The 24141-nt window shown below is 60.6% G+C and carries 20 protein-coding genes and 1 pseudogene; 9 read left to right on the top strand and 12 right to left on the bottom strand.

The genetic code is table 11. The annotated features are described in order from the left end of the window. Positions 1 to 10: 10 nt before the first annotated feature. The 3 genes from FFA61_RS09045 to FFA61_RS09035 form a co-directional block, all read right to left on the bottom strand. Positions 11 to 475 (bottom strand): RidA family protein, encoded by a 465-nt coding sequence (locus FFA61_RS09045; RefSeq protein WP_005962654.1) that lies wholly within the window; start codon positions 473 to 475, stop codon positions 11 to 13. Positions 476 to 710: 235 nt separating this feature from the next. Then, a complete protein-coding gene (locus FFA61_RS09040; protein ID WP_005962655.1) occupies positions 711 to 1544 on the bottom strand; it encodes a polyphosphate polymerase domain-containing protein in 834 nt (277 codons plus the stop codon). 46 nt (positions 1545 to 1590) lie between these two features. Beyond that, positions 1591 to 2256, bottom strand: a complete 666-nt coding sequence (locus FFA61_RS09035) for a DUF4956 domain-containing protein (RefSeq protein WP_005962656.1) — start codon at positions 2254 to 2256, stop codon at positions 1591 to 1593. A 176-nt stretch (positions 2257 to 2432) separates the two neighbouring features. Here FFA61_RS09035 and FFA61_RS09030 point away from each other — a divergent pair, with 176 nt between their 5' ends. Then, on the top strand, positions 2433 to 3074 hold the full coding sequence (locus tag FFA61_RS09030) for an HAD family hydrolase (protein ID WP_005962657.1): 642 nt from the start codon (positions 2433 to 2435) through the stop codon (positions 3072 to 3074). Positions 3075 to 3080: 6 nt separating this feature from the next. On the opposite strand, the gene FFA61_RS09025 is transcribed toward FFA61_RS09030, so the two are convergent. Then, on the bottom strand, positions 3081 to 5066 hold the full coding sequence (locus FFA61_RS09025) for a carbohydrate-binding domain-containing protein (protein ID WP_005962659.1): 1986 nt from the start codon (positions 5064 to 5066) through the stop codon (positions 3081 to 3083). Positions 5067 to 5485: 419 nt separating this feature from the next. Between FFA61_RS09025 and FFA61_RS09020 the strand changes: the two genes are divergently transcribed. From FFA61_RS09020 to FFA61_RS09005, 4 genes are read left to right on the top strand one after another with little or no spacing between them, the layout of a single operon-like run. Next, a complete protein-coding gene (locus FFA61_RS09020; RefSeq protein ID WP_005962661.1) occupies positions 5486 to 6082 on the top strand; it encodes a 2-oxoacid:acceptor oxidoreductase family protein in 597 nt (198 codons plus the stop codon). Then, complete coding sequence (porA, locus tag FFA61_RS09015; RefSeq protein ID WP_005962662.1) at positions 6075 to 7346, top strand: pyruvate ferredoxin oxidoreductase subunit alpha; 1272 nt, start codon at positions 6075 to 6077, stop codon at positions 7344 to 7346. Before FFA61_RS09020 ends, porA begins: the two co-directional genes overlap by 8 nt. Positions 7347 to 7359: 13 nt before the next feature. After that, positions 7360 to 8616, top strand: a complete 1257-nt coding sequence (locus FFA61_RS09010) for a thiamine pyrophosphate-dependent enzyme (protein ID WP_005962665.1) — start codon at positions 7360 to 7362, stop codon at positions 8614 to 8616. Positions 8617 to 8620: 4 nt separating this feature from the next. Further along, positions 8621 to 10246 carry an NAD(P)-binding protein gene (locus FFA61_RS09005; RefSeq protein ID WP_005962666.1) on the top strand — a complete coding sequence of 542 codons (1626 nt, stop codon included), beginning with the start codon at positions 8621 to 8623 and terminating at the stop codon, positions 10244 to 10246. A gap of 79 nt (positions 10247 to 10325) precedes the next feature. Here FFA61_RS09005 and FFA61_RS09000 read toward each other — a convergent pair whose 3' ends face one another. The 4 genes and pseudogenes from FFA61_RS09000 to FFA61_RS08990 all read right to left on the bottom strand — a co-directional run bounded on the left by FFA61_RS09000 (position 10326) and on the right by FFA61_RS08990 (position 13346). Further along, complete coding sequence (locus FFA61_RS09000; RefSeq protein WP_005962667.1) at positions 10326 to 10904, bottom strand: PIN domain-containing protein; 579 nt, start codon at positions 10902 to 10904, stop codon at positions 10326 to 10328. Next, entirely contained in the window at positions 10901 to 11422 is a 522-nt protein-coding gene (locus tag FFA61_RS08995) for a helix-turn-helix domain-containing protein (RefSeq protein ID WP_207382558.1), read from the bottom strand. The genes FFA61_RS09000 and FFA61_RS08995 overlap by 4 nt, the downstream gene beginning before the upstream one ends. 251 nt (positions 11423 to 11673) lie before the next feature. After that, positions 11674 to 11847, bottom strand: a pseudogene (locus FFA61_RS09470) (ISL3 family transposase); the annotation flags it as partial. 140 nt (positions 11848 to 11987) lie between these two features. After that, complete coding sequence (locus FFA61_RS08990; protein WP_040313877.1) at positions 11988 to 13346, bottom strand: Fic family protein; 1359 nt, start codon at positions 13344 to 13346, stop codon at positions 11988 to 11990. A gap of 196 nt (positions 13347 to 13542) precedes the next feature. Between FFA61_RS08990 and FFA61_RS08985 the strand changes: the two genes are divergently transcribed. The 4 genes from FFA61_RS08985 (at position 13543) to FFA61_RS08970 (ending at position 19670) form a co-directional block, all read left to right on the top strand. Beyond that, a complete protein-coding gene (locus FFA61_RS08985; protein WP_005962674.1) occupies positions 13543 to 15138 on the top strand; it encodes an MFS transporter in 1596 nt (531 codons plus the stop codon). A 537-nt stretch (positions 15139 to 15675) separates the two neighbouring features. Further along, positions 15676 to 16650 (top strand): aldose epimerase family protein, encoded by a 975-nt coding sequence (locus FFA61_RS08980; RefSeq protein ID WP_005962680.1) that lies wholly within the window; start codon positions 15676 to 15678, stop codon positions 16648 to 16650. A 367-nt stretch (positions 16651 to 17017) separates the two neighbouring features. Further along, positions 17018 to 18460 carry an ATP-binding protein gene (locus FFA61_RS08975; protein ID WP_040313880.1) on the top strand — a complete coding sequence of 481 codons (1443 nt, stop codon included), beginning with the start codon at positions 17018 to 17020 and terminating at the stop codon, positions 18458 to 18460. 157 nt (positions 18461 to 18617) lie between these two features. Next, complete coding sequence (locus tag FFA61_RS08970; protein WP_244920178.1) at positions 18618 to 19670, top strand: LacI family DNA-binding transcriptional regulator; 1053 nt, start codon at positions 18618 to 18620, stop codon at positions 19668 to 19670. A 321-nt stretch (positions 19671 to 19991) separates the two neighbouring features. Here FFA61_RS08970 and FFA61_RS08965 read toward each other — a convergent pair whose 3' ends face one another. The 4 genes from FFA61_RS08965 to FFA61_RS08950 are packed head-to-tail and all read right to left on the bottom strand — an operon-like array spanning position 19992 to position 24139. Beyond that, a complete protein-coding gene (locus FFA61_RS08965) occupies positions 19992 to 20555 on the bottom strand; it encodes an RpiB/LacA/LacB family sugar-phosphate isomerase (RefSeq protein ID WP_005962695.1) in 564 nt (187 codons plus the stop codon). After that, complete coding sequence (locus FFA61_RS08960; protein WP_005962698.1) at positions 20552 to 21601, bottom strand: ABC transporter permease; 1050 nt, start codon at positions 21599 to 21601, stop codon at positions 20552 to 20554. Before FFA61_RS08960 ends, FFA61_RS08965 begins: the two co-directional genes overlap by 4 nt. Before the next feature lie 14 nt (positions 21602 to 21615). Next, positions 21616 to 22626 (bottom strand): ABC transporter permease, encoded by a 1011-nt coding sequence (locus FFA61_RS08955; RefSeq protein WP_005962701.1) that lies wholly within the window; start codon positions 22624 to 22626, stop codon positions 21616 to 21618. A 1-nt stretch (position 22627) separates the two neighbouring features. After that, complete coding sequence (locus FFA61_RS08950) at positions 22628 to 24139, bottom strand: sugar ABC transporter ATP-binding protein (RefSeq protein ID WP_005962704.1); 1512 nt, start codon at positions 24137 to 24139, stop codon at positions 22628 to 22630. Between the last annotated feature and the right edge of the window lie 2 nt (positions 24140 to 24141).

Raw genomic sequence — 24141 nt, 5'->3', positions numbered from 1 at the left:
TCGTCGGCCTTCAGTCTTCGACGAGGGCGAACTCGGCCTCGACCTCGACGGACACATTCAACGGCAGAGCGGCAACGCCGACCGCGCTGCGCGCGTGGGCAGAGCCGAATATCTCGCCGAAGAGTTCAGAGGCGCCGTTGATGACACTTGCTTGAGCGTAGAAGTCGGGGCGCGACGCCACGAAGCCGACGACCTTCACGACACCTGCGAGGCGGTCGACGCCTCCGGCGAGCGCAGCAGCGGCGGCCAGGGCGTTCAAAGCGCAGACGCGCGCAGCATCTTTCGCATCTTCGGGGTCGGCCCCATCCTCGCCGACAGCACCGATGCAGACTGGCTCGCCCTCGACGACTGGGATCTGGCCGGAGGTTCGGATGACACCCCGGTCGAGCACTGCGGGCACATAGGCGGCGACCGGGGTAGCGACTGGGGGCAGTTCGAGGCCGAGCTCGGCGAGCTTTTCGGAGGGGAGAGTCATGATGCGCCTTTCATTTCACGCTCGAAGGGGGTGATGATCTCCAAGCCTTGTGCTGTTGCGCAAGGCTTGACATCGCGCTTTGCAAGACTACATCTGCGACTCATGCCCCATCTGCCTGCCGCCCAAGGTCTCCGACTCCCTCCGACTACGCTACCCACCCCACCCACGTCGTCGCCTCGCCGCACTAAGACGCATCAACATGAAGAATCGCAGCTGAGAATCTGCTTGCGATTGCTCAAGCGGCAAAGTACCTAGACAGGGTCCTCGTCCACCGATTCCTCGGAAGCGAGGGGTCGAGGACGGCCATCGCAGTCGCGTATTTCGAGATGCGCGCTGGGCGGTGCCCCCTCTCCCAGAGGAGATGGTCGAGCGCGGAGGGCGTGGAGCCCGACTTCGTCTCAATGATGACGAAGTCGGACGCTTCAAGACTCGCGCCCTCCCCATCCCCGGTCCCGACATGACGCAGGTTCGTCCATTTCAAGTCGGAATCGATGGTCGCCCGCCCATCCCCGTGGGGCATGAGGAGAGTCGCACGCGTATAGGAGCCACGTAAGACCGGACGAAGCGAGCCTGGGGTCGGTGTCTCACAAGCAGCGATTGTGAGAGTCTTTCGGATCCAGGCCTCGCCTTCGGCGGTGATCCTTCCTGCGCGCGCGTCCTCGACACTGCAGGGGATGCGGGTCTTGACGGTCGTGTTGCGCGCTCCTCGGATCTTCACTTCGAGGAAGGCGATGCCTGAGTCGAGGTAGGCGCGGGTGCGGATCTTGTAGCGGCGCCTGCGGGGCCGGGCCGTATCGAGGAAGGAGCGCAGTCCCGGAGTGTCGAAGTAGGTCGATGCGTAGGCCTGGGAGCGGACCCCTGCGATGCTGAGGACCTTCGTGTCCGTGTCGAGGCCGGACATGATGTCGGGGATGTGCGAGCGGGTGACGATGTATTTGCGGTCGACTCGCGTCAGCATCTCCGCCTGCTCGTTGAGTTCAGCGAGTCCGATCGTGTCGAGGTCGGCGGGGATGAGCGCATCGGCACTGCGCTGAATGATGCGCGGGTGTTGGAGGAGGTGGGGGGTCATCGGAGGTCCTTCCCTGTGCACTGTCATCGTCAACGCATGTTCTGCTTCAGGGTTTCGGCGCGGCAGAAACGAGGGTGTGGGCGCTTGCCTGCTGGGCGGAGCTGTGTTCCACGCGAGGTTCTGCCTGTTCGTCGAGCTGGCGCTGCCTGGCCTTGGAGCGCTCGGCGCGCGTGTAGTCGCGGAATCGGACATCGACGAGGGTGAGGTCGTTGACGAAGTCGACGCGGATGACTCGGGTGCCGATGACTGTGGCGCCGAGGCGCTCGCCGAGGGCGGCCCGAAGTGCAGCATCCTCCGTGATGGCGCGGTCGAGTTGCACAGTCTGGTTTGAGTAGCGCCCGAAGAGGAGACGAGAATCCCCGAATGCGAGAGCTACGAGGATGAGGGCGACAAGTCCGACGACGAGGGGCGTCGGCGTACTCGTCATTCCCATGAGCAAGCCGATGGACAGGGAGGCGAAGTAGTAGGCGATCTCGTGCTGGGTGATTTCGTCGGAGCGCAGGCGGATGATCGAGAGGACGCCGAAGAGGCCGAGGCCGAGGCCTGCGGACACTGCGGAGTTCGCGAGGACCGTTGCGACGGCGAGGACGCCGACGTTGACGCCGAGGAACGCGGCGACGAGGTCTGCCCTCCGGTGTCTGGGGAAGTAGAGGCAGAAGACGAGGACGAGCATAGCGACGAGGTCGATGCCGATCGTGATGAGCGCGGTCATGATGTTCTCCTTTTCTTGATCTCTTGGTGTTATTGCACTCCCTCTCCTTAAATCTGTGCTGTGGAGGAGATGAGAGGCTTCTAAGGCTTGAGGTGTTCTCAGATTCAAGGCGTTGCAGGGTGAGACCGGCTCCCGATTCGCCTTACCGGACAAGCAGATGCGGGGACAATGGGGACATGAGGCACATCATTTGGGACATGGGCGGCACTCTCGTCAACACTTATCCAGAGGTCGACCGTTGCCTGTGCGAAGCGACCTTCGGCAACTGCGATCCTGAGAATCTGCGTGTGGTCACCTTGGCGACGCGGCGATCCATCGCCCACGCCATGGACACTCTCGTGGGCCAGTACGGCGCCAATCGGGGTGCACTGGAAAGCGCTTACGAGGCCCTCAAGGAGCGCTGGCGTCACCAACCCGCCCCCGTTATGGAAGGGGCGCTTGAGGTGATGGAGCGGGTCAGTCGGGTCGGTGGTTTGAACCTCGTGGCCACCCACCGTGACCGCACCAGCGCTCAGCATTTGCTGAGCGCCCTGAACCTGCACGTGGATGACATGGTCTGCGCCCCTGATGGGATTGAGCGCAAGCCGAGTCCGGCGATGAACCTGCTCCTGGCGAAGAAGCACGGACTCGACCCCAAGGAGGTCTTGTGCGTCGGAGATCGTCCGATCGACATCGCCGCCGCGCGCGATGCCCATATGCCCGCGGCTTTGCTCGTGCGCCCTGGGACTTCCGTCACGCTGCCCGATGATGCGCCGGGTGCTCTCGTCGTGGCGAGCCTGACGGATTTACTGTCCCTTTTCACCCCCGCTTCGGACTGAGGCTTCTCAGCCGCGAGGCCCTGGCATGCGGCCCCCGCCCATCTGCCCGGCTGCAGGCTCACCGGCCGTCACCGAGGTCGAGACCCCGTCAACACTGAGCGTGTATTGCGCGCCCGCCGTCATCTCGGCGCTTGAGAAGATCACGGAAGCGAAAGCCTTCGGGGAGGTGTAGCTCGCCAGGACGACGCCCTGGGCATCGCTGATCGTGATTGTGGATCCTGCGGAGCCTGAGACTGTGGAGGAGACCCACCCTTGACCTTGCGTTGAGGAAGGTGCCTGGGCCATATCCGAAGAGCCGATGGCGAGCAGGGTTCCCCCGCTGAGAGTCATCGTCCCGTTGTAGTCGAGCGCCCCATTCGCCCCGTTTTCGGGACCGTAGATCGTGGTGGCGCCTCCGCTGATGGTGATAGAGCCATTGGAGTCGATGCCATCTCCCCCGGCGTTGACGGTGAGGGTCCCTCCGGTGATGTTGAGTTGTTCACCGGTGTCTTCAAATTCGCCTCCCCCTCCAGCGCCGGGAGCGCCCTGACCTGTGGCGTCCGCTCCCATCTCCCCAGGATTGGGAAGGCCCGATGCCCCGAAGTCCCCGTTAGGGGCGCCCTCAGGTGGGATGGCACCCTCCGGAGGGGTTGTGCCCTCAGGAGCTGCACCCTGGCCGGGTTTCCCGGCGCGTGGATCCTTCGTCGGTGTTTGAGAGTTCTCAGTCGAAGATGAGCTGTCCTGCACAGCGGCCACTCCTTCTTCAACGCTTGTCGACCCCGAGGCGTTCACCCCGTCATCGGTGGCGACCAGATCAACGGTGCCCCCAGAAATCGTGATCAGACCGGCTTCGAGACCTTCATTCGATTGGGAAACGGCAAGATCAGCACCGTCGAGGAGCGCGGCCACTTCCGCGTGGGCACCATCATCGCCGCTGGCCACTGTGATCGTCCCAGAGCTCAGGCGCAGCGCCCCATTCGAGTGGAGTCCGTCATCTGCGGAGTCGATGTTGAGGCTCGCGTCCTCGCTAATGAGGTAGACCCCGGCTTTCACGCCCTTCGTCGAAGTGGTGGCGTTTGCGCCCGAGAAGGCTCCGCCTCCGGCTTTCACATCGATGCTGCCGCCCGTCAAGATGACGTCGGTGTGGGCGTCGATGCCATCGCCACCGGAAGTGATGGAGACTTCTCCACCCTGGATCGTGATGTAACCGGCGTTCGTGTCTGCGTCCTGATCGGCTTTGAGCCCATCACCACCGGCTTCGACGCTGATCGTGCCACCCGCAATGGTGAGGGAGTCCTTTCCGCGCAGGCCATCGTCCGCAGCTGTGATCATGAGCGTTCCCGAAAGGATGTACAAATCGTCTGTGGAGGTGATCGCATCGTTCCCCCTCCCGGTGACCTTCAATGTCCCCTCCCCTGTGATCGTGAGGTCGCAGTCCGCGTAGATCGCCGCATTCGCCTCCGCCGAATCCTCATAGGAGGAGGCGTCTGACACGGTGGAGTTTCCTTCCAAGGAAATCACCACGTTGTCCGCGCTGTGCGCCCAAATGGCTGCGCCGGACTCATTCTCAATCGAAGCATTGTCGACAATGAGGATGACATCGGCATCTTTCGGGGCGTCAATGATGACCTGTCCTTTAAGTTGGCCGCTGAGCCGATAGACCCCCGCCTGGGTGATCGTCACCGTCGAGTCCTTGACGTTCACCCCCTCCGCGTCGCTGGTGGCAGTCGATGTGTGCAAGGTGATCGTCTGAGCCTGGGCCTCGTCCCACTCGTCATCGCCGACATGAGATGCGGCGGCGTTTTCGGCGAGGGCCTGAGCCGCGCTAGGTGGTGCTGCGGTGTGAGATGCGGGTGTGCCTTCGCTCGCGGATTGACTGGAGCCAAGAGTGTTGTCGAGGCTGTCCAGCGCATTCGTGGCTGAACATCCGGCGAGCGCGATGGAGGCGAGGAAGGCGATGGACCCGAGCTTCAGTGGCTTTGTGCTCGCTCGTTTTCTCAATGGATGTCTCATATTCACACGTCCTTCACTTGAGTCGGAAACGGTGCGCAGCCTTCGCCTCCATGGGTGTTGGGGGTTCATCGAGGACCGTTCATCATGTGCCCGTCTGTTTCGCAGGCTCTGGTCGCCTGCGCTTCGGGGTGGAGAATCCGCTCAAACTGTGGTTCGCGCGAACGTCGATATGGCATCTATTGGGCCACGTTCTCCTGCGCTCGTCCTGAACTCTTCCTGGGCGTGCTCTGCGGGTATCGCAAAAGTCTGATGGGACCTGACTGGGAGTTTCCTTTACGACAGTGCAGTGGTGTGTTTTATCGCCCGAGGTTCTTCACCGTTTCACACTGTGGTCACCGCAATGCCCGAGTTTTCAAGGGAAAAGAGCAAATCTATGCAAATGGGACCGAGTTTCCTCCCCTGGGCATAGCGTCAAGAGCATGGTCGAAGTGAGAATCCACGGTCGAGGAGGACAGGGCGTCGTCACCGCGTCCGACCTGCTCGCAATGGCAGCATTCACCGATGGGCACCACGCGCAAGCGTTCCCCTCCTTCGGTTCTGAGCGCACCGGCGCGCCAGTGGTCGCCTTCTGCAGGATCGCCGAGACGGAGATCCGCACGCGCGAACCCGTCCTCGAACCCGATGTCGTCGTCGTCCAGGACCCGACTCTCCTGAGCGTGATGGACGTGTTCGCCGGTCTCAAACCCGAAGGCTACGCGCTGCTCAACTCCACGAAGAGCTTCGAGGAGCTGGGCCTGTCCGAACTGGTGAATCGACTGCCGAAGGGGCATGCGATCACCCTTCCCGCATTCGACCTCGCCCGCGAGCATGTGGGCCGCCCCGTTCCCAACGCCGTCATGCTCGGCGGGATCGCTGCCCTCACAGGACTCATCCGCCTGCAGTCGGTGACCGACGCGATCCGCCACCGCTTCCCCGGAAAGGTCGGTGACGCGAACGTGTCCGCCGCGACCGCCGCATACGACCTCGTCGCCGCCGAACGCGGCCGCGCGGACTCGAAGGAGAACGCCGATGCGTGAACAGATCGAAGGATCCCAGGCGATAGCGAAGACCATTGCCGCATGTCGACCCGAGGTCGTGGCCGCCTACCCGATCAGCCCTCAGACGCACATTGTTGAAGCACTGTCTGCCCTCGTGAAAAAGGGTGAGATCGAGGGCTGCGAATACCTCAACGTCGAGTCCGAGTTCGGCGCGATGTCGGCGTGCATCGGCGCTTCAGCGGTCGGAGCGCGCACTTACACGGCAACGGCCTCACAGGGCCTCCTCTTCATGGTCGAGGCCGTGTACAACGCTTCGGGCCTTGGCCTCCCGATCGTCATGACGGTCGCGAACCGGGCGATCGGTGCTCCCATCAACATCTGGAACGACCATACGGATGCGATGAGCCAGCGAGACTCCGGGTGGCTCCAGCTCTACGCGGAAACGAACCAGGAGGCCGCCGACCTGCATGTCCAAGCCTTCCGCATCGCCGAGGAGCTTTCCTTGCCCGTGATGGTCTGCATGGATGGGTTCATCCTCACTCACGCGATGGAGATCGTGGACGTGCCCGAGGCCGAGGACGTCGCCCGCTTCCTCCCGCCCTATGAGCCCCGCCAGGTCCTCGACCCGGCGAATCCCGTGTCGATCGGTGCAATGGTCGGCCCGGAGGCCTACACGGAGGTCCGCTATCTCGCGCACCACCGTCAGATGCAGGCCCTCGAGCTCATCCCGAAGGTCCAAAAGGAGTTCGCCGAAGTGTTCGGCCGAGACTCCGGCGGCCTCGTTCGCCCCTACAGGATTGAGGATGCGGACACGATCATCGTGTCGATGGGCTCTGTTCTCGGGACCATCAAGGATGTCGTCGACGAGCGCCGCGAGCGCGGAGAGAAGATCGGGGTCCTGGGGATCACGAGCTTCCGTCCCTTCCCCACCGAGGCCGTGCGCGACGCTTTGAAGGACTGCAGGCGCTTCATCAATATTGAAAAGGCCTTCTCCGTCGGCATCGGCGGCATCGTCTCGTCTTACTGCCGCGGCGCCGTACGAGGCATGGGGATTGAGAACTTCGAGGTCTTCGCGGGCCTTGGTGGGCGTCCGATCACGAAGGCCTCCCTGCACGGCCTTCTCGACGCCTCCGCACAGAACACTCTTGAAGCGCAGACCTTCCTCGACCTCGACCGTGAACTCGTTGATGCCGAGCTGGCCCGCGAGGCTGCCTCCCGTCTGTCTGGCCCGCTCGCGGAGAACATTGTCCGTGACTCCTATGCACGCTCCGACGCGGCGCTTGCACACGAAACCGGGAACTGAAAGGAGAAGGATCATGTCCGTCCACCTCGGGATCCCCGAAGTTCAAGAGACCGCGATCCCCGCGCGCGAGCACGTGAAGTTCTACCAGGTCGGCTCTTATGCGGTCGGCAACAGGCTCGCCGAAGAGGACTATCGTTCACTCCAGTCCGACCCGAACCGCTGGAACACCCTCACCTCTGGCCACCGTGCCTGTCAGGGCTGCGGTGAGGCCCTCGGCGCCCGCTACGCCCTCGACTCTGCGGCTGCCGCAAGCGGAGGCGACATTGTCGCGGTGAATGCGACGGGCTGTCTGGAAGTCTTCTCCACGCCCTACCCGGAGTCGGCGTGGACGCTTCCCTGGCTGCATTCTCTGTTCGGCAACGCCCCCGCAGTCGCCGCCGGGGCCGCGGCCGGCCTGGCGGCTAAGGGGAAGACGACTCGGGTCGTCGCCCAGGGCGGTGACGGCGGAACCGTTGACATCGGCATGGGTTGCTTATCGGGCATGTTCGAACGCAATGACGATGTCTTGTACATCTGTTACGACAATCAGGCGTACATGAACACGGGCGTACAGCGTTCGGGGGCCACTCCCCCGACGGCTCGCACCGCGACGACCCAACCGGTCGGCCCGAATCCGGGCAATCGCTTCGGCCAGGGCAAGGACATGGCTCGGATCGCAATGGCCCACGAGATCCCCTATGTTGCGACTGCGACCGTCGCCGATCTTCGCGACCTTGAGCACAAGGTGAAGAAGGCGATGAGCTACCACGGGGCGCGCTACATCCACGTCCTCGTCCCCTGCCCGCTGGGGTGGGGCGCGGCATCGAGTATCACCGTCAAGCTGGCCCGGCTTGCGACGCAGACCGGCCTGTTCCCCGTGTTCGAAGCCGAGGGCGGGGAGATCACCTCTGTGACGAAGATTCGCCGCCCGGCTCCCGTCGAGGAGTATCTGCGTCCGCAGAGGCGCTTCGCGCACCTGTTCAAGGGCGGGGGCGACGCTGAGACTCTTGCGCGCCTCCAGGCGATCGCGGATCGCAATATTCGCCGCTATGGCCTCATTGATGAGGAGAACCTCGACGAGGATGTGCGCGCCCGAGTGCTTTCGGCGCCTGAGGATCCCGAGGGGCGCTACGAGCACATCCTTCATGCCGCTTCGCAGACGAAGCAGGGACGTGCCGAAGCTGCGGCCTTCGCTGAGGCCTTTGAAAGTGGAGGGCCGACGACGCAGATCCGCAGGCCCGACACAGTGATGAGGGCGTCGCTGCGCACGAACGCCCCGGAGCAGGAGTAACGCCATGACGATGGAGAAACAGCCTTTCGCGATCACCCTCAACGTCGGGTCCTCGCTCGCGAACGAAACGGGTTCGTGGCGCACGGAGCGTCCCGTCTACGTGAACCTCCTGCCCCCGTGCAATAAGGCGTGCCCGGCCGGGGAGAACATTCAGCAGTGGCTCTACCACGCTGAGGAGGGTGACTACCAGGCCGCGTGGCGCGAGATCATGGTGAACAATCCGATGCCTGCGACGATGGGCCGGGTCTGTTACCACCCGTGCCAGAGCGCATGTAATCGCGTGCAGGTCGACGAGGCCGTGGGGATTAATGCGATTGAGCGTTTCCTCGGGGACAAGGCGATCGAGCAGGGATGGCGCGTCCCTGTGTTAGCGCCGGATTCGGGCAAGTCCGTTCTCATTGTGGGGGCCGGGCCTTCTGGCTTGTCAGCCGCATACCATCTGCGCCTTGCGGGGCATCGCGTCCACATTAAGGAGGCGGGACCGATGGCGGGAGGCATGATGCGTTTCGGCATCCCCTCGTATCGTCTGCCGCGTGGAATCCTCGATGCGGAGATCCGCAGGATTGAGGAGATGGGTGTTTCCATCGAATACAACGCCAAGGTCGAGAATGTCGAGGACGAGCTCGGTAAGTGGGACGCGATCTTCCTCGCGGTCGGCGCACATATTGGTCGTCGCACTGATATTCCCGCAGGCGAGTCGGCGAAGATCGTGGATGCCGTCTCCCTGCTCCAGGGCGTTGAGAAGGGTGAGAGCCCGATGCTCGGCCGAAGGGTCGTCGTCTACGGCGGCGGCAACACCGCGATTGATGTGGCTCGAACGGCGAAACGCCTCGGCGCTTTAGAGGCGATCATCGTCTACCGGCGTACTCGGGACCGCATGCCCGCCCATGATTCTGAGGTCGCTGAAGCCGAAGAAGAGGGCATCATGATGCGCTGGCTGTCCACGGTCAAGCACGTGGACGGGGGGACTTTGACCATTGAGAAGATGGAACTCGACGATTCGGGTTTCCCCCAGCCGACCGGCGAGTTCGAGGAGCTGGGCGCGGACTCTCTCATTATGGCGCTCGGCCAGGAGGCGGATCTGTCCTTGATCGAGAATGCCTCCGGCATTGAGATCGAGGACGGGGTGGTCAAGGTCAGTGACCAGATGATGACCGGTATTGAGGGTGTTTTCGCCGGCGGCGACATGGTGCCCTCGGAGCGCACGGTCACGGTCGCAATCGGCCATGGGAAGAAGGCTTCGCGTTATATTGACGCCTACTTGCACGGTACGACCTATACCCCGGCCCCGAAGCATGCTGATGCGGAGTTCTCCCGCATGACGCCGTGGTATTACGCGGATGCTCCACGTCAGGTGCGTGCAAAGCTCGAGGGTGCGAGGCGCGCGTCGACTTTTGACGAGGTCGTTCAGGGGCTTGACGAAGAGTCGGCATTGTTCGAAGCGCGCCGCTGCATGTCCTGCGGCAATTGTTTCGGCTGTGATAACTGCTTCGGAGTGTGTCCGGATAATGCGATCGTGAAGATCACTCCTGGCGAGTACGAGTTCAAGTACGACTACTGCAAGGGCTGCGGTTTGTGCGCCGAGGAGTGCCCCTGCGGAGCGATTTCAATGGTGCCCGAGCAGGTGTAACGGCGGAACGACTCTCGGGGTGTGGCTGGGCGGCGTGGAGCCGCTCCGCCACGCTCCGCGCCAGTCTTAAGAACCGTAGTCAATCAGCGTTGTTGTCGTAGTGCCACTCGGTGATCAGATTAGCGAACTTCGGTAGCCCGGCCTTCGACAAACGATGAACCATGTCCCTCCAATTGAGACCTCTCACATCGCTCATCTCGTCGATGATCGTGACAATTCTCTGTGGATACCACGGCTTGAGATCCCACAGGTCGAGCATGAATTCATCGGGACCCTGGGCAAATAATTCGGCCTGCTCCAGTGCATCCTGCGGAAAGTCTTTTAAATTGAATGTGACAATCACATCGGCATTTCCCGCAATCGCAGCGGCACATACGTGCTCGTCATTACTGTCAGGCAGTTCGGGGCATCGTTCTCGAAACACCTTCCAATCGGAGACCGTTGCCTGTGGGAAGGCTCTTATCATGTCCTGAATCCGCTCATCGATGTTATTCCGAGGAATCGATGGATTGAGCTGTACCAGCGTCCGCGAGACCTCTTCGATGATGCGGTCTGACCACAGTAGATCGTAGAAGCCCTGCTCGGCGCAGCGCAGGAAGACATCCGCAACAGTGATGGGAACCAGCACATTCGCATCAAGAAGGGCTCGGAAACTCACTCTGTACTCATCCCCGATCTCACGACTCTCACCGCTTCGGCGACTTCTTCGGGGGTCGGATCATCAAATTGATGCTCTCGAGCCGACTCCGAGAACCTCATGATGGCCGCTCGCCGCTCTGCGGCCCGCTTTGCTCGATACCGCTCAAGGTCTTCGAGCATCACGTATCGATGCCGATTCGGCTTATCGAAGGGGATCTTTCCATCCTCAAGAAGTTTCACAAGAGTCGGACGAGACACGCCGAGGATCTCCGCAGCCTCCCCGGTCGTCAGACGCATGGCGGTCGGAGTCAGCACGATTGCCCGTCCAGCCTGCATGGCTTCAACGACATCGCGAAGCACACTGAACACCTCTTCCGGCAGAGGGATCGCATGCCCTTGCTGGTCGACAAGCCTTGGCTGAGCCGCGAGCAACTGATCGATCTCATGAAGCTCGCGGCGATCTTCAGGGGGCAAAACCGTACGCGAACCTCGCGAACATACCCCAATACCGTCTCTTTCCATCGTTATGCTCGCCATGGACCCAGTCTATGTCAGAAACGAAAGAAACGATAGAGATGATTGAAGTGTCGATCATCAAACAGGCTTTTCGCAGATGGGGTGTGGGTGAGGTCTGAACCCTCTCGTTTCGAGCAGGCTTGGAGTGGTCGAAGTAGGCCAGGATGTCTTGGACTCGGCGAGTGAAGCTGCTTCTCATGCGAGCCAGTGCGATGTGAGTTTTAACAGGTCGGGCCTGGTGATTGTCTTGATGAGCTGGTGTAGGGGTATTTGTTGCGCACGGGTGTCAAGTCCACGATCACCGTTGCGTACCTGTCTCCACCCCGCTGACGCCACACGTGTTCATCGACCCCAATGACGCACACTCCCTCAAAGTGAGAAGAATCCGGGAGGAGGGATTATTCCCCAGAGGCCCACGCCGCGTCGTTGGCGGAATACCAGGCCACCCTCCAGATGAGCGACTCCCTGAGACATCAAAGCTGCATGAGCGTCAGTCATGAAAGCCTCCTTGAACCGGACATGAACGTGACAACCCCACATCCAGCCCACAAGACCTTCACCTCCACAGCCTCCCAGGGAAGTCCAGCTAGTGCCCTGAATCAATCCTCGTGGCAATATCATCCCCGGGGTACCACATGAAGGCCTTACCGCTCTTGACCACGTGGAGATAACCCCGTTCATGCAGATCCTGCAGGTCAGTGCGAGCGGTTTGGTTCGAGACACCGTGAGTGCGTTGATGCTCGGCGACCGTCGTGATCGCGCCTGGGTCGCGGACAAAAGCCTCGAGGAGCGCGATCTGGCGGTGATTGAGCCCGAGTGTGCGGAGCTTGCTGCCGAACTGTTTCAGTTCTCTCGTCTTGCGAGCGAGGTAGCCGTCAAGATCGATGATCGCCCGTTCAACGATTTTCGCCTGTTCAAGAAGGAAATGGGTGAGATCACCCTCGTCCTGTTCGGTGTAAAGGAAGCTGCGCGCGTAGCGCGCGGGCGCCTTGAGAAGTAAGCGCGAAATGGAAAGATACTCCGTGAGGAAGAAACCCTGGTTGAGCATTGACCAATAGAAGACTGCGCGAGCGGTTCGCCCGTTCCCGTCTGCGAAATAGTGGTCGTGTCCCATCATGAAGTGAAGGGTGATGGAGCGTACGAGGGGAGGGACATACGGACCGTCCTCGTTATTCGACGAGGTATTGGCGAAAGCACACAGCTCCTCCAATCGTTTCGGTAGTTCCGCTGCGGAGGGCGGTATATGGAGGAGCTGTTCATCGCTGGCGTCACCGACGATCCGAACGCGGCTGTCACCGGGACGTTGAATCCTTCCGGCCTCGGCGGGGTCATCGATAGTCCCATCTGTCACGCGACAGTGAATCTCGCAGACGAGTTCGGGAGTCAGGGATTCATTGCGTAACTCGGTGATTCGCTTCATTGCGAGGAAGTTGTTGACGATCATGCGTTCAGAGCGATCCCTCGGCTTTCGGTTCTCCCTCAACATCTTCTTTGCATCGATTCGCGAGGTTGCGGCTCCTTCAAGCTGGGAAGACGTCATTGATTCCTCAATGAGTGAGCGAACGAGGTAGCGATTGCGGGTAGCCGTATTCACAACGGGTTCCGGAAGCTCGATTTGCCCGCGAGCGCGCGCGGAGATCTCGTCGACGAGCCGAAGAAGCGGGTCGGGAAGATTGAATGTGAGTGCCTGGCCATTTGTGAGCCTCAGGGGAAGAGGCCGCGCTGTCGCAGCGCGGGCTGAACGAACAGCAACCCACCACTCCTCACGCGTAAATCCCTCAGGGGGTTCATGTCGGAAGAACCACTCCCACGGGTGGTACAAGGGATCTTCAGCCAATGTTCTGGATGTGATGACGTCGACGAGATGTCGCGTGTCAGTGTTTCCTCCAATGAGGATGCGTCTCATATCCGCCAGTGTTGCCGGTGGTGAAATGGGGACCTTCATTGCCTCCATCTCCTAAAATCTCCTAAAATCTCCTAATTATGCCCATATTAGGAGATATTAGGAGGTGGCGTCTAGGAGTTCCGATAGTGCAGTGTTGACCCACACCAACCCTCAACCACAGGTGCACAGATGATCAAGTCGCAGTCCCCGAGACTTCGGTGTTCCCTTTCACGTGTCATCGGACGATGATGGGCTTATGACATCAAGTCCCCCGAGAAGCACTGCGATTCCTTCTGATGACGAGCTCAGCGCCCTCGTTGAGGCGACGCCCGCTTCAGGGCCGCGTCGCTCTATTGCTCTCCTCGCAACGGTCGCGACCTTCGGCTCGCTCCTCTTCGGCTATGACACCGGAGTCATCGCAGGCGCACTGCCGTACATGTACATGCCGCCCGCCGCTGGCGGCCTTGGGCTCAACGAGTTCGACGAGGGCCTGGTTGGCGCAACTCTCGCCCTCGGCGCCGCGCTCGGCGCGATCCTCGGTGGGAGAATCTCCGACTCGAGGGGCAGGCGCTTCAACATCCTCCTCCTCGCCGGAGTGTTCACCATCGCAACTCTGGGCTGTACTCTCTCCCCGAATATCCCAGTCCTCCTGTTCTTCCGTTTCATCCTCGGCTGGGCCGTCGGCGGGGCGTCCGCGACCGTGCCGATCTACCTGTCAGAATCCGCGCCAACACGAGTCCGAGGTCAACTCGTCGCCCTCGATCAGTTCATGATCGTCTTCGGCCAGCTGCTCGCCTACTCAATGAATGCAATGCTCGCCCGCGGCCACGGCGGCCCTCACGTCACCGTTGACCCGGCAATCGCACAATCCTCGCAGCTGAGCTGGGATCAGGCCTCGACCATGGCCGATATCGTCATTCTCAGTGGAAACGGCGCTGCGTGGAGGTGGATGCTCGTCCTCGCGACGATCCCCGCGATTCTCTTGTGGATCGGGATGCGCCTTATGCCCGAGTCGGGACGCTGGTACGCTGCGAACCTCCACTATGTCGAGGCGATCGGCTCTCTCAAACAGATCCGCGATCCCGAGCGCGACGACATCGCAGATGAGATCCGTGAGATTGTCGATCTGCACGAGCGCGCCAAGAGCGAAGGCACCTGGTCCTTTTCGAGGACGATGCGAGTGCGTTGGACGAGGCGCCTCACTTTCATCGGCATTGGCCTCGCCTGCTTCGACCAGTTGACCGGCATCAACACGGCGATGTACTACCTGCCGAAGATTCTGCGGGCGGCGGGCTTTTCCACAACCGATTCGATCTCCCTGAACGTCATTACGGGCGCGGTTGCGACTCTTGGCGCGGCCTTCGGCTTGTGGCTCGTCGGCAGACTCAAGCGCCGCCATGTGGGCATCTACCAAGAATCAGGCGTCACCTTCTTCCTATTTGCTCTCGCCCTCGTGTTCGCCTTCGGAATCACGCCTTATACGCTGCCCGATGGGTCGATTTCCGCGGATGTGCCCTCCGCCTTGCCGTGGCTCGTCCTCGTCCTCGTTTCACTTTTCGTGTTCGCGAAACAGTCGGGCACGGTGAACTGGGTTCTCGTGTCGGAGATCTTCCCTTCGCGCATCCGCGGTGTCGCACAGGGTTTTGCAGTCGGGTGCGGCTGGCTGATGAACGCGCTCGTGTCCTACGTGTTCCCCGTGATGATCACCCACCTGGGAGCAGCATGGACCTACGCGACCTTCGGCGCGATCAACGTCGTGGCACTGTGCTTCTACCTGTTCATCGTGCCCGAAACGAAGGGCACCTCCCTTGAACGCCTCGAAGAGGACTTCGCCGCGCGCTACGGGCGCTAACTCACCCAGGGACTAAGCCCAGGGACTAAGAGGAAGCGAAGAGGACGAGGCGGATGAAAGGACGAGGGCTACGAGGCGGGCGAGGAGGGCCGGGGCGGGGGACGACGGCATCCGTACTAATCACTCAGGGGGAAGGAAACGGGGACGACACACTCATCGGGCGCAAGTCGGGTGGAGCGGCCCCCACGCCCACCAGGCACAGGTTCATCAGGCACGGGTCAGGTGAATAATCCCCATACTCATCGGGTACGCGTTCATCGGACGCGAGTTCATCAGGCACAAGTCGGCCCCCGGGGGCGCAGCAGTTGGGCCAAGTTCCGACATCATCTTTTTCGAGTTGACAGTCGGGCACGGGGCGCAGAGTAGGCAGACCACAGGTGACTACACTTGGATCTGTTTCACGAAGCAGCACCCCAGGGTGATCCAGGTACAGACTGGCCCCGGGTGGCCTCCCCCCGCCCCAGGTGACTCCGGGTGTTCCTGGCCTCAGCACCGCCCACACCTGGTCACCTCAGTGTTCTCGACGAAGGAGTCGACATGAACATCATCATCGGAAACGAAAGCGTGCGCGCAAGCATTCAGTCCCTCGGCGCGATGACGACCCTCGTCTTCAACCCCGGAACCCCGCGCCAGTTCTCGCCCTCGTACACGGCGAAATGGGAGGGCTTCCCCGAGCTTGCGCTGCTTGACAGCTTGCGGGGTGATTTCCTGTGCGTCCCCTTCGGTGCGGTCCCCGCCTCAGCCGAGGACCTGCCAGAGGCGTGGCGTGAAGGTTTTGCGGGCCCGAGCGAATGGGTGCACGGCCCCTCCGCGAACTTGGAGTGGACCGCAAGCGAAGTCGGTGAAGACTATGCGAGGCTCTTCCTCGAATATGCTCCCGATTCCCCGATTGAGAAGGTGGAGCGCCGCGTCACCTGCCTCGAAGGCGCCGTCGACTTCCTCGATTCGATCCTCGTTCGTTCCGACTGTTGCCTGCCGCTCGGCCTCCATCCGATCTTTTCGCTTCCCGAGGCCGAGGGCGGTGCGCGCATCGAGCTTCCCGAATGCGATTCCTTGTGGGCCTTCCCCGCCGATTCGGGCACCTCAGTACTGGACAGGGGCGCGGTGTTCCACGATGCGACCAAGGCACCTCGAGCTGATGGTGGCACGCTGGATCTCACGCGCCTTCCCCTCAAAGACGAGGTCGACGAGATCGTTCTTTTGGCCGCCCCGAAGGAGGGGCGCGTCGCACTGTTCAATGAGGCCGAGGGATATCGTGTCGCCCTTGAGTGGGATACCGAGGTGCTCGACCACGCGATGCTGTGGATTTCGAACTACGGTCGCAAAGGCGCCCCGTGGTGTGGGAGGAACCTATGCCTGGGCATTGAGGCGATCACATCCGCTTTCGATTTCGGAACAGGCGTATCAGGAGCTCCCAATCCTCTCAGTGATGCCGGTTTCCGCACCGCCGTTGAGCTGCATGCGGGCCAGATCTACGAGATCCGACACCGCATCACCGGTGAGGCGCTCTAAGAGAAGGCGACCCGAGAGAAGGCGATCCGAGGGAGGGCGCTCTGAGAGGAGCCGAGGGCGAGTCGTATAACTGCGGGGCCGTCTTCCTCCTGATACGAGTTCGGAGCAGACATTGAAGGGGAACACGTTTCCTTAGGATGATTCGCACGAGAAGCGAAAAGGCCCAGCATGATGAAGAGGGCAATGCTAGGAAAGCAGATCGGAAGAGTCCCCGGAGAGTCAGGCGTGCCCGGGTCGGCCACTTGAGATGCGGCAGAGGAGGCCGTTAAAGACTCAGCTTTCAGGTCTTTCCTTCAGTCTTCCTGAGTTTTGGGCGAGCTTCCCACTCAACATGCCAATGAACTCACCAATGTGGGAAGTAGTTGGCATGTTGGATGAAGAGCTTCGCGAGCGCATCGATCGTTTCCGTCTTCTCGGTTTCGACACCAGTTCAGAAGAAGTGAAGTCAGGGATCGGCAAAGCCGTGCGTGAAACCTTGAGCGCCTTCTCTCAGTCTGACGGTGGAACCCTCATCATCGGCCTGTCGGAAACCCAGGGGTTCACACCCGTCGAGGGTTTCGACCCCCAGAGCGCACAGAGCCAGCTCATGTCCCGGTGCGAGCAGATGACTCCCGTCGTTCGGCCCGAAATCGAGATTCTCAAGGTCGACGACGCTCTCGTCCTCGTCGCAGAAATCCCGGAAATGCAGTCGCTTGATAAACCCTGCTATGTCACCGACCAGGGGCGCTACGGGGGTTCTTACAAACGCACCGGTGACGGCGATATGCGGATGACGCAATATGAAGTCGACCGCCTCATCGAGCAGAAAACACAGCCGAAATGGGATGAGGAGCCCGTCGACGATGCTTCCGTAGATGATCTCGATTCCAGCATCCTCACTCCCTTCCTTCAAAGCGAACGGGTAAAACGTCCGAAAACCTTCGCACATGGTGAGGATCTGGCGCTTACGCGCCTGCGCATCACCCGGCAAGAGCATCCGACCCTCGCAGCTCTCCTCGCCATGGGTGAGTACCCCCAGGAGTTCTTCCCGCGGCTCACGGTCACTTGGGCGATGTTCCCGGGAACATCAAAAGGGGAGATCACAACAGGAACTCGACTTCTTGACAGTGCAACAGTGACTGGCCCGATTCCTGAACTCGTCGAACGCACGCTCGACCTCGTTGCGAGGAACATGCGGACTGGAGCGCTTATCGGCGAGAGATTCAGGACAGAACTTCCCGACTACCCGCTCGTCGCAGTGAGAGAAGCCATTGTCAACGCACTCATGCACCGCGATTACTCCCCAGCAGCGCGCGGCACTCAGGTGCAAGTCAACCTCTTCGTCGATCGTCTTGAGATCACGAATCCAGGGGGGCTCTACGGGAACACTACTCTTGCGACGCTTGAGGCCGCCGGCACTTCTGCGACTCGCAACCAACGCCTGGCAACTTTCTTGGAGAGCGTGGCTCTCGCGGATGGCGGCATCATCGCGGAGAACCGCGGCACGGGGATTCAGGTGATTCAAGCGGCGCTTCGCGAGGCTTTGATGCCTCCGGCCGAATTCAAGAACGATCTCACCCAGTTCACAGTCGTGTTCCGTCGGCGCCGCGTCGCTCAAGCTGAGCAGTACACCACCGCGCTGGAAGCCGTACGAGCGATCCTGATAGATCGCGAAAGCGCTTCAACCAAAGACCTCGTCCGAGCCACGGGACTGAGCAGAACCTCTGTACAGAACTCCCTGAATTCACTGATTGAGGACGGCGTGGTCGAGGCAACTGAGCCTCCAAAGAGCCCTCGACAGCGCTACCGACGTGTTCTTCCGGAGCGTTGATCGAAATCCGGTGAGGCGTGGGCGAGCTTCCCACTGAACATGCCAACCACTTCCCACATTGGTGAGTTCATTGGCATGTTATGTGGGAAGCTCAGCGGACAGTGCTTGTCTCTGATCTCAGAGTTGATACACGAGGCACTAGGGATGACATTCCACAATGCCAATGATCGACAAGCACTACGCTGAGGCCATGGCGACCGATGACAGGCAAAGACCCCGGTTAGTTGACGTCGCACGCGCAGCGGGCGTCTCCGTCTCAACAGCCTCGCGGGCGCTCGGACGCGGCTCCGAACTCATCGGCGCCCAGACCCGCGATCATGTGCGCCAGGTCGCACGCGAGCTCGGATATCGAGTCAACCCGGTCGCCCGATCCTTACGACTCGCGAGGACCAAGCAGATCGGCATGGTGGTCCCCTCGATCTCGAATCCCTTCTTCATGGAGCTCGTTGTCCAAGTGGAGCATTGTCTGGCCGAGCGCGGCCTGTCTTTGCTGCTCTCAGATTCCCAAATGTCGGTGATCAAAGAGGATTTTCAGCTCCGCTCCTTCGAGGGAGGCTCCGTTGACGGACTGATCTCCGTGCCCTGCCATGAGGCATTCTCCACCCCCGCCCTCGAGCGCACTTCATCACTCGTCAACACCGTGCAGCTCGATCGCGCGGTTCAACTCCCTGAACTTCCGATGGTCGGAGTCGATGATCGTCACGGTATTCGCGCGATCCTCGAACACTTGCGCGATAAAGGAGCTCAGCGCATCGCCCTCCTCTCAAACACGGGAACTGATGTCTCCTCCATGACGCGCGTGAGTGAAGCGAGAATTGCGGCCGAGGAGTTCGGGATGCAGCTGAAGGACACTGACGTCGTTGAATGCAACTTCTCGGTTGAGTCCGCACGCAATGCGGTGAGCGTTCTGCTGGCCCGCGGGGACAAGTGGGATGCCTTCGTGTGTCTCAACGACCTCATTGCGATTGGTGCGACGACAGAGCTTCGCCACCGCGGTTGGCGAATCCCGGAGGAGGTCATGGTCACAGGCTTTGACGATATTCAGTTCGCCCAATTAATGCGACCGTCTTTGACGACACTTCGCCAACCTCTCGCTGAGATCGCCCGGCGCGGAGTCGATCTTCTCTTATCCGAAGATGAGCCAATCGAGAAGCGAATCATCGTGCGAGGCGAGCTCATTGTTCGCGAATCAACCGGTTTCGAGGGCTGAGGAGCTCCTGCTTTTCGGGGAAGAATCATGCTCTTGGCCTCATTCGCCTGACCCTTCGCTCAGTCGACTCGAGCCAATTCACTCAGCCGAATCAACTGACCTTTTGAGGGGTGGATCCGCAGACTTACACAACCCAAGACCTGCACGACCCGAGGGGCGTCCATTGGTCTTGTGCCCACCCAAAGGCAGGATCACTGATTTTATGGGGAGTCTTCTCAAGGCGAACACGAGTCCGCCGCTCCTTTCGATTTTGGTTGAAGGAGCGGCGGATTCCACGTATGTGCGCCTCAGTCGGCCTCGCGCTTCAGTAGGCCTCGCACCTCAGTAAGCCAACCCCTTTGGCTCGGGGGCGAGGAGAGCCTTCTGAGGATTGACGACTTCGAAGCCGTTCGCCTTATAGGCGGCATAGTCGAAGCTTTCGCATTCGTCATAGCCGATGCGGTGGTATTCGTAGAAGCCTTCCCAGTCCTCGTACCCCGTACCGAGCTCGGATTCGAGGAAGGCATCGGCCATTGCCATCGCCGTGCGTTCAGCGACGTAGAACGCGCCCATCGCAAGGAGGTTCGCGTTATTCGCCGCAGCTGCTCGCTTTGCGGATGGAACAGTTTCGCAAACAGCGGCGTGCACGTGCGGAACTTTAGAAGCGGCGATGTGGATTCCCATTCCGGTCCCGCAAAAGGCGAGGGCCCGTTCGAATTCGCCTTCGGCGATCTTCGCACCGAGGGCGAAACCGACGCGGTGGTACATGGGGGCGCTTGAGATGTCCGGGGTGAGGTCGGTGACGGTCCAACCTCGCTCCTGCAGGTGACCCTTGACCGCCTCTTTGAGTGGGAATCCCGCGAAGTCAGCCCCCACGACGATCTGTTTGCTTCTCACAGTCTTCATGCTTTCTTCCTTTCCACGAGGAGGCCCTTGAAGGGGTTCTTGCCATTGAGTTCGTTCGCACAGATGACGACGAGGAGTACTCCGCCCCAGATCAGCGCGCGATAGAAGTTGGAGATATTGGGGAACATATTGAGCCCCGAGGACAGCACCTGGAGGATGACGATCGCGAGGACCACGCCCGCGATCCGTCCTCTTCCTCCATTCGGGTTCACTCCGCCGAGGACGACGATGAGGACGGTGAGAAGCGTATAGCTCGCTCCGTAATCGGCTTTCGCGGAGTTGTAATTCGCCAGCATGACGAGGCCTGCCATCGCGGAGAGAATGCCCGAGAGGATATAGGTCCTCATGAGAAGGCTTCTGATCTTCAGTCCCGAGAAGTGCGCCGCCTTTTCATTCGCACCGATGAGGAGGATCTTCGTGCCGAATCCGGTGAGCGCGAGGATGAGACCGATGAGGAGCGCGCAGACGGTGAAGACGATCAGCGGCATCGGCACGATTCCAATGCGAGCGGCGAAGACAGCTCCATAGGCATCAGGAACACCGGAGACAGGTTTTCCTCCTGTGAGGATGATCGCGATGCCGCCGAAGAGTTCCATGGTTCCCAGGGTCGCGAGGATCGGTGGAATCCTCAGCACCGAGACGAGGAAACCATTGAAGGCGCCGAACACTGATCCAACCGTGAGTGCGACCCCAAGAGCGATCGCGAAGGCAAGACCCATCGAGGAGGGGCTCGCATCCCCGGTCAGGGTTGCTCGCAGGATGAGAGCTGTGCAGATCGAGGTGACGTTCGCGATCGAAACCGCCGAAAGGTCAATACCGCCGGTGAACATTGTGAGCATGACGCCGAGTGCCATGAGCCCGAATTCGGGGAACTGGATCGCCATAGACTGCCAGGTCCTCAAGGCGAAGAAGGGACCGGGCTTGACGACCGCGAAGAAGATGAGGAGGAGGACGAGGATGAGAATGAGCCTCGTCATGTACGTGTCCTTCGTGAGGAAGGACGGCATTCCGACTCGTTTGCGTTGGGAAAGGGATGAAGTACTCATCAGTGGTTCTCCTGTCACATTCCCGCTGCTTGGGTGCGCTTCGACCTCGCCACCTGCACGGCAGAAACGCCGGTACCGATGATGATGAGGAGGCCGAGGGCGAAGCCCTGCCAGAAGGTTGGGATGCCGGTGAGGATCATTGAGTTTTGAACGATGACGATGAGGAGAGTGCCGAGGATGACACCCGTGAGTGAACCGGTGCCGCCGGTTATCGCCGTGCCTCCTAGGACGACGGCCGCAATCACCATCATCTCCATGCCGAGAAGATTCGTCGGGTGCATCTGGCCCATGGAAGTGGTGCGCACCATGCCCGCGAGGGCGGCGATGACTCCGACGATGACATAGAGCCAGAACTTCGTGCGCCGGACTTTGAATCCGGCGCGCTCCGCGGCTGATTCGTCGCCGCCGATCGCGAAGATACCGCGCCCAAACATTGTGTATCGGGTGATGAAGAAGACGATGGCGAGAACGGCGAGGAAGATGAGGAAGCTCGTCGGCATCACGGATTTGAGGCCGGATTGGGTATTCGTCACCGTGAAAAGGGTGGACTCGCCGAAAGCTTTCATTGACTGGGGGATGTTGGGGATCTGGACCGATTTGAGCGCGCCCTGCATGACGCCGGAGAAGACATTCGCTGTACCGAGCGTGATGATGAGTGTCGGGACTGTGAGCCACGAGGTGAACATCCCGTTGAACGCTCCGAGGAGTGCGCCGAACAGCATAGCGAGAAGGAAGGGGACGATCACCGGTCCGTTGAATCCTTGATCGACGAGGATGCGGGTCGTCGCATAGACCGCGAGTGAGGCGAGGGCCGGGAAGGACACGTCGATTCCGCCCGATACGAGGACGAGATGTGCGGCGATGGCGAAGAGCCCGGGGACGACCATCGCGTTCGCGAGATCAACGAGGTTATTCGCCGAGAAGAACTGGCCGCTTCGCATCTGGATGACGAGGGCGAGGAGGACGATCACGAGGAAGACCCAGAACTCATTCGCTCGCAGGACTTTTGCCTTCAGCGAAGTCATGTCACTTCACTCCTTCCTGGGCCGTGTCGCGGGAGACGAGCTCGCCGAGTTCGGCCTCGCTCGTCGTAGCCGGATCAATGGATTCACATATGCGACCACCGCGCATGATGAGGACGGATGAACAGTTTGTGAGGACTTCGGCGATATCGTCGGAGATGATGACGATCGCCATGCCCTGAGCGGCGAGGCGCTGAAGGATCGAGTGGATTGTGTACTTCGATCCGATGTCGACGCCGACGGTTGGTCCATTGAGGATCAAGACGTCGGGCTTCGTCGCGAGCCACTTGGCGAGGACGACTTTCTGCTGATTGCCGCCCGAGAGGGTGTTGACGGCGTTCTCATGATTCGGGGTGGCGACTTCGAGTTCTTGGACCCATCTGATCTCCTCCTTCTCGATCTTCTTCTTATCGAGAACGCCGAGTGCGCCCGCGAAGGAATCGAGTTCTGAAATGACGATGTTCTCCCCGATTGATCGGGTGAGAAAGAGCCCTTCAGTGAGGCGATCTTCAGGGACGAGGGCGATGCCGGCTTTGATGGCGTCTTGTACAGAGGAGAGGGTGACGTTTCTTCCCTTCACGCTGATCGTTCCCGAGGTCGTGGGCAGGGAGCCGAAGAGGGCGAGTGCGAGTTCCGTGCGTCCGGATCCGAGTAGGCCTGTGATGCCGAGGATTTCTCCGCCTTTGAGGGAGAAGGAGACGTCTTCGAAAGCCCCTGCTGCACAGAGGTTCTTCACCTCGAGGACTACTTCTTCAGTGAGGGCATCTGCTTCGAAACGGGTTTCGGTGAACTCCTTGCCTGTCATGTACTTTGCGAATTTGTGGCGGTCGAGCTCGTCGCGTTCGCAGGTGATGACCTTTTCTCCGGAGCGGAGGATGGTGAAGCGTTCGGAGATTTCGAAGACCTCTTCGAGTTTGTGGGAGACGAAGAGAATGGCGATACCGCGGGCCTTGAGGTCGGAGATGATGGAGAAGAGTGCGTCGACCTCGTGTTTTGTCAGTGCGGTGGTCGGCTCATCCATGACGATGAGCTTCGCATCTGACATGAGTGCCCGGCAGATCGCGACGAGTTGCTTGTCTGCGACGGAGAGCTCTCCGACCTTCGCGTCAAGGTCTACGGTGAAGCCGATCTTCGCCACTGCCTCCTCGGCGATCTTCCTGAAGCGCTTCCAGTTGACGAGTTTCCTTCCCGCTGCGACCTCGGTCGTGAGGGCAAGATTCTCCATGACTGTGAGGTTCGGGAAGATGGAGAAGTCTTGGTAGATCACTTGGACTCCGGCGCCGATCGCTTCGAGGGGCGTCATCTTCGTCCATGTTCGCCCGTTGATTTCAATGGTGCCCGAGTCTGGTTGGTGGACTCCGGAGATCACTTTGATGAGGGTCGACTTTCCTGAGCCGTTCTCGCCGGCGAGGCAGTGGATTTCGCCCGGGGCGATCTCGAGGTCGATGTTGTTGAGCGCCTTGACGCCTGCGAAGGTCTTAGAGACGTTCTTCACTGAGATGAGTGGGGATTCCATTC

This window comes from Schaalia cardiffensis F0333, assembly GCF_005886435.1.
In the GTDB taxonomy this organism is placed as follows: domain Bacteria; phylum Actinomycetota; class Actinomycetes; order Actinomycetales; family Actinomycetaceae; genus Pauljensenia; species Pauljensenia cardiffensis.
Note: the sequence above shows the minus strand (reverse complement) of the source record. Positions and strands in the feature narration are given on the sequence as shown.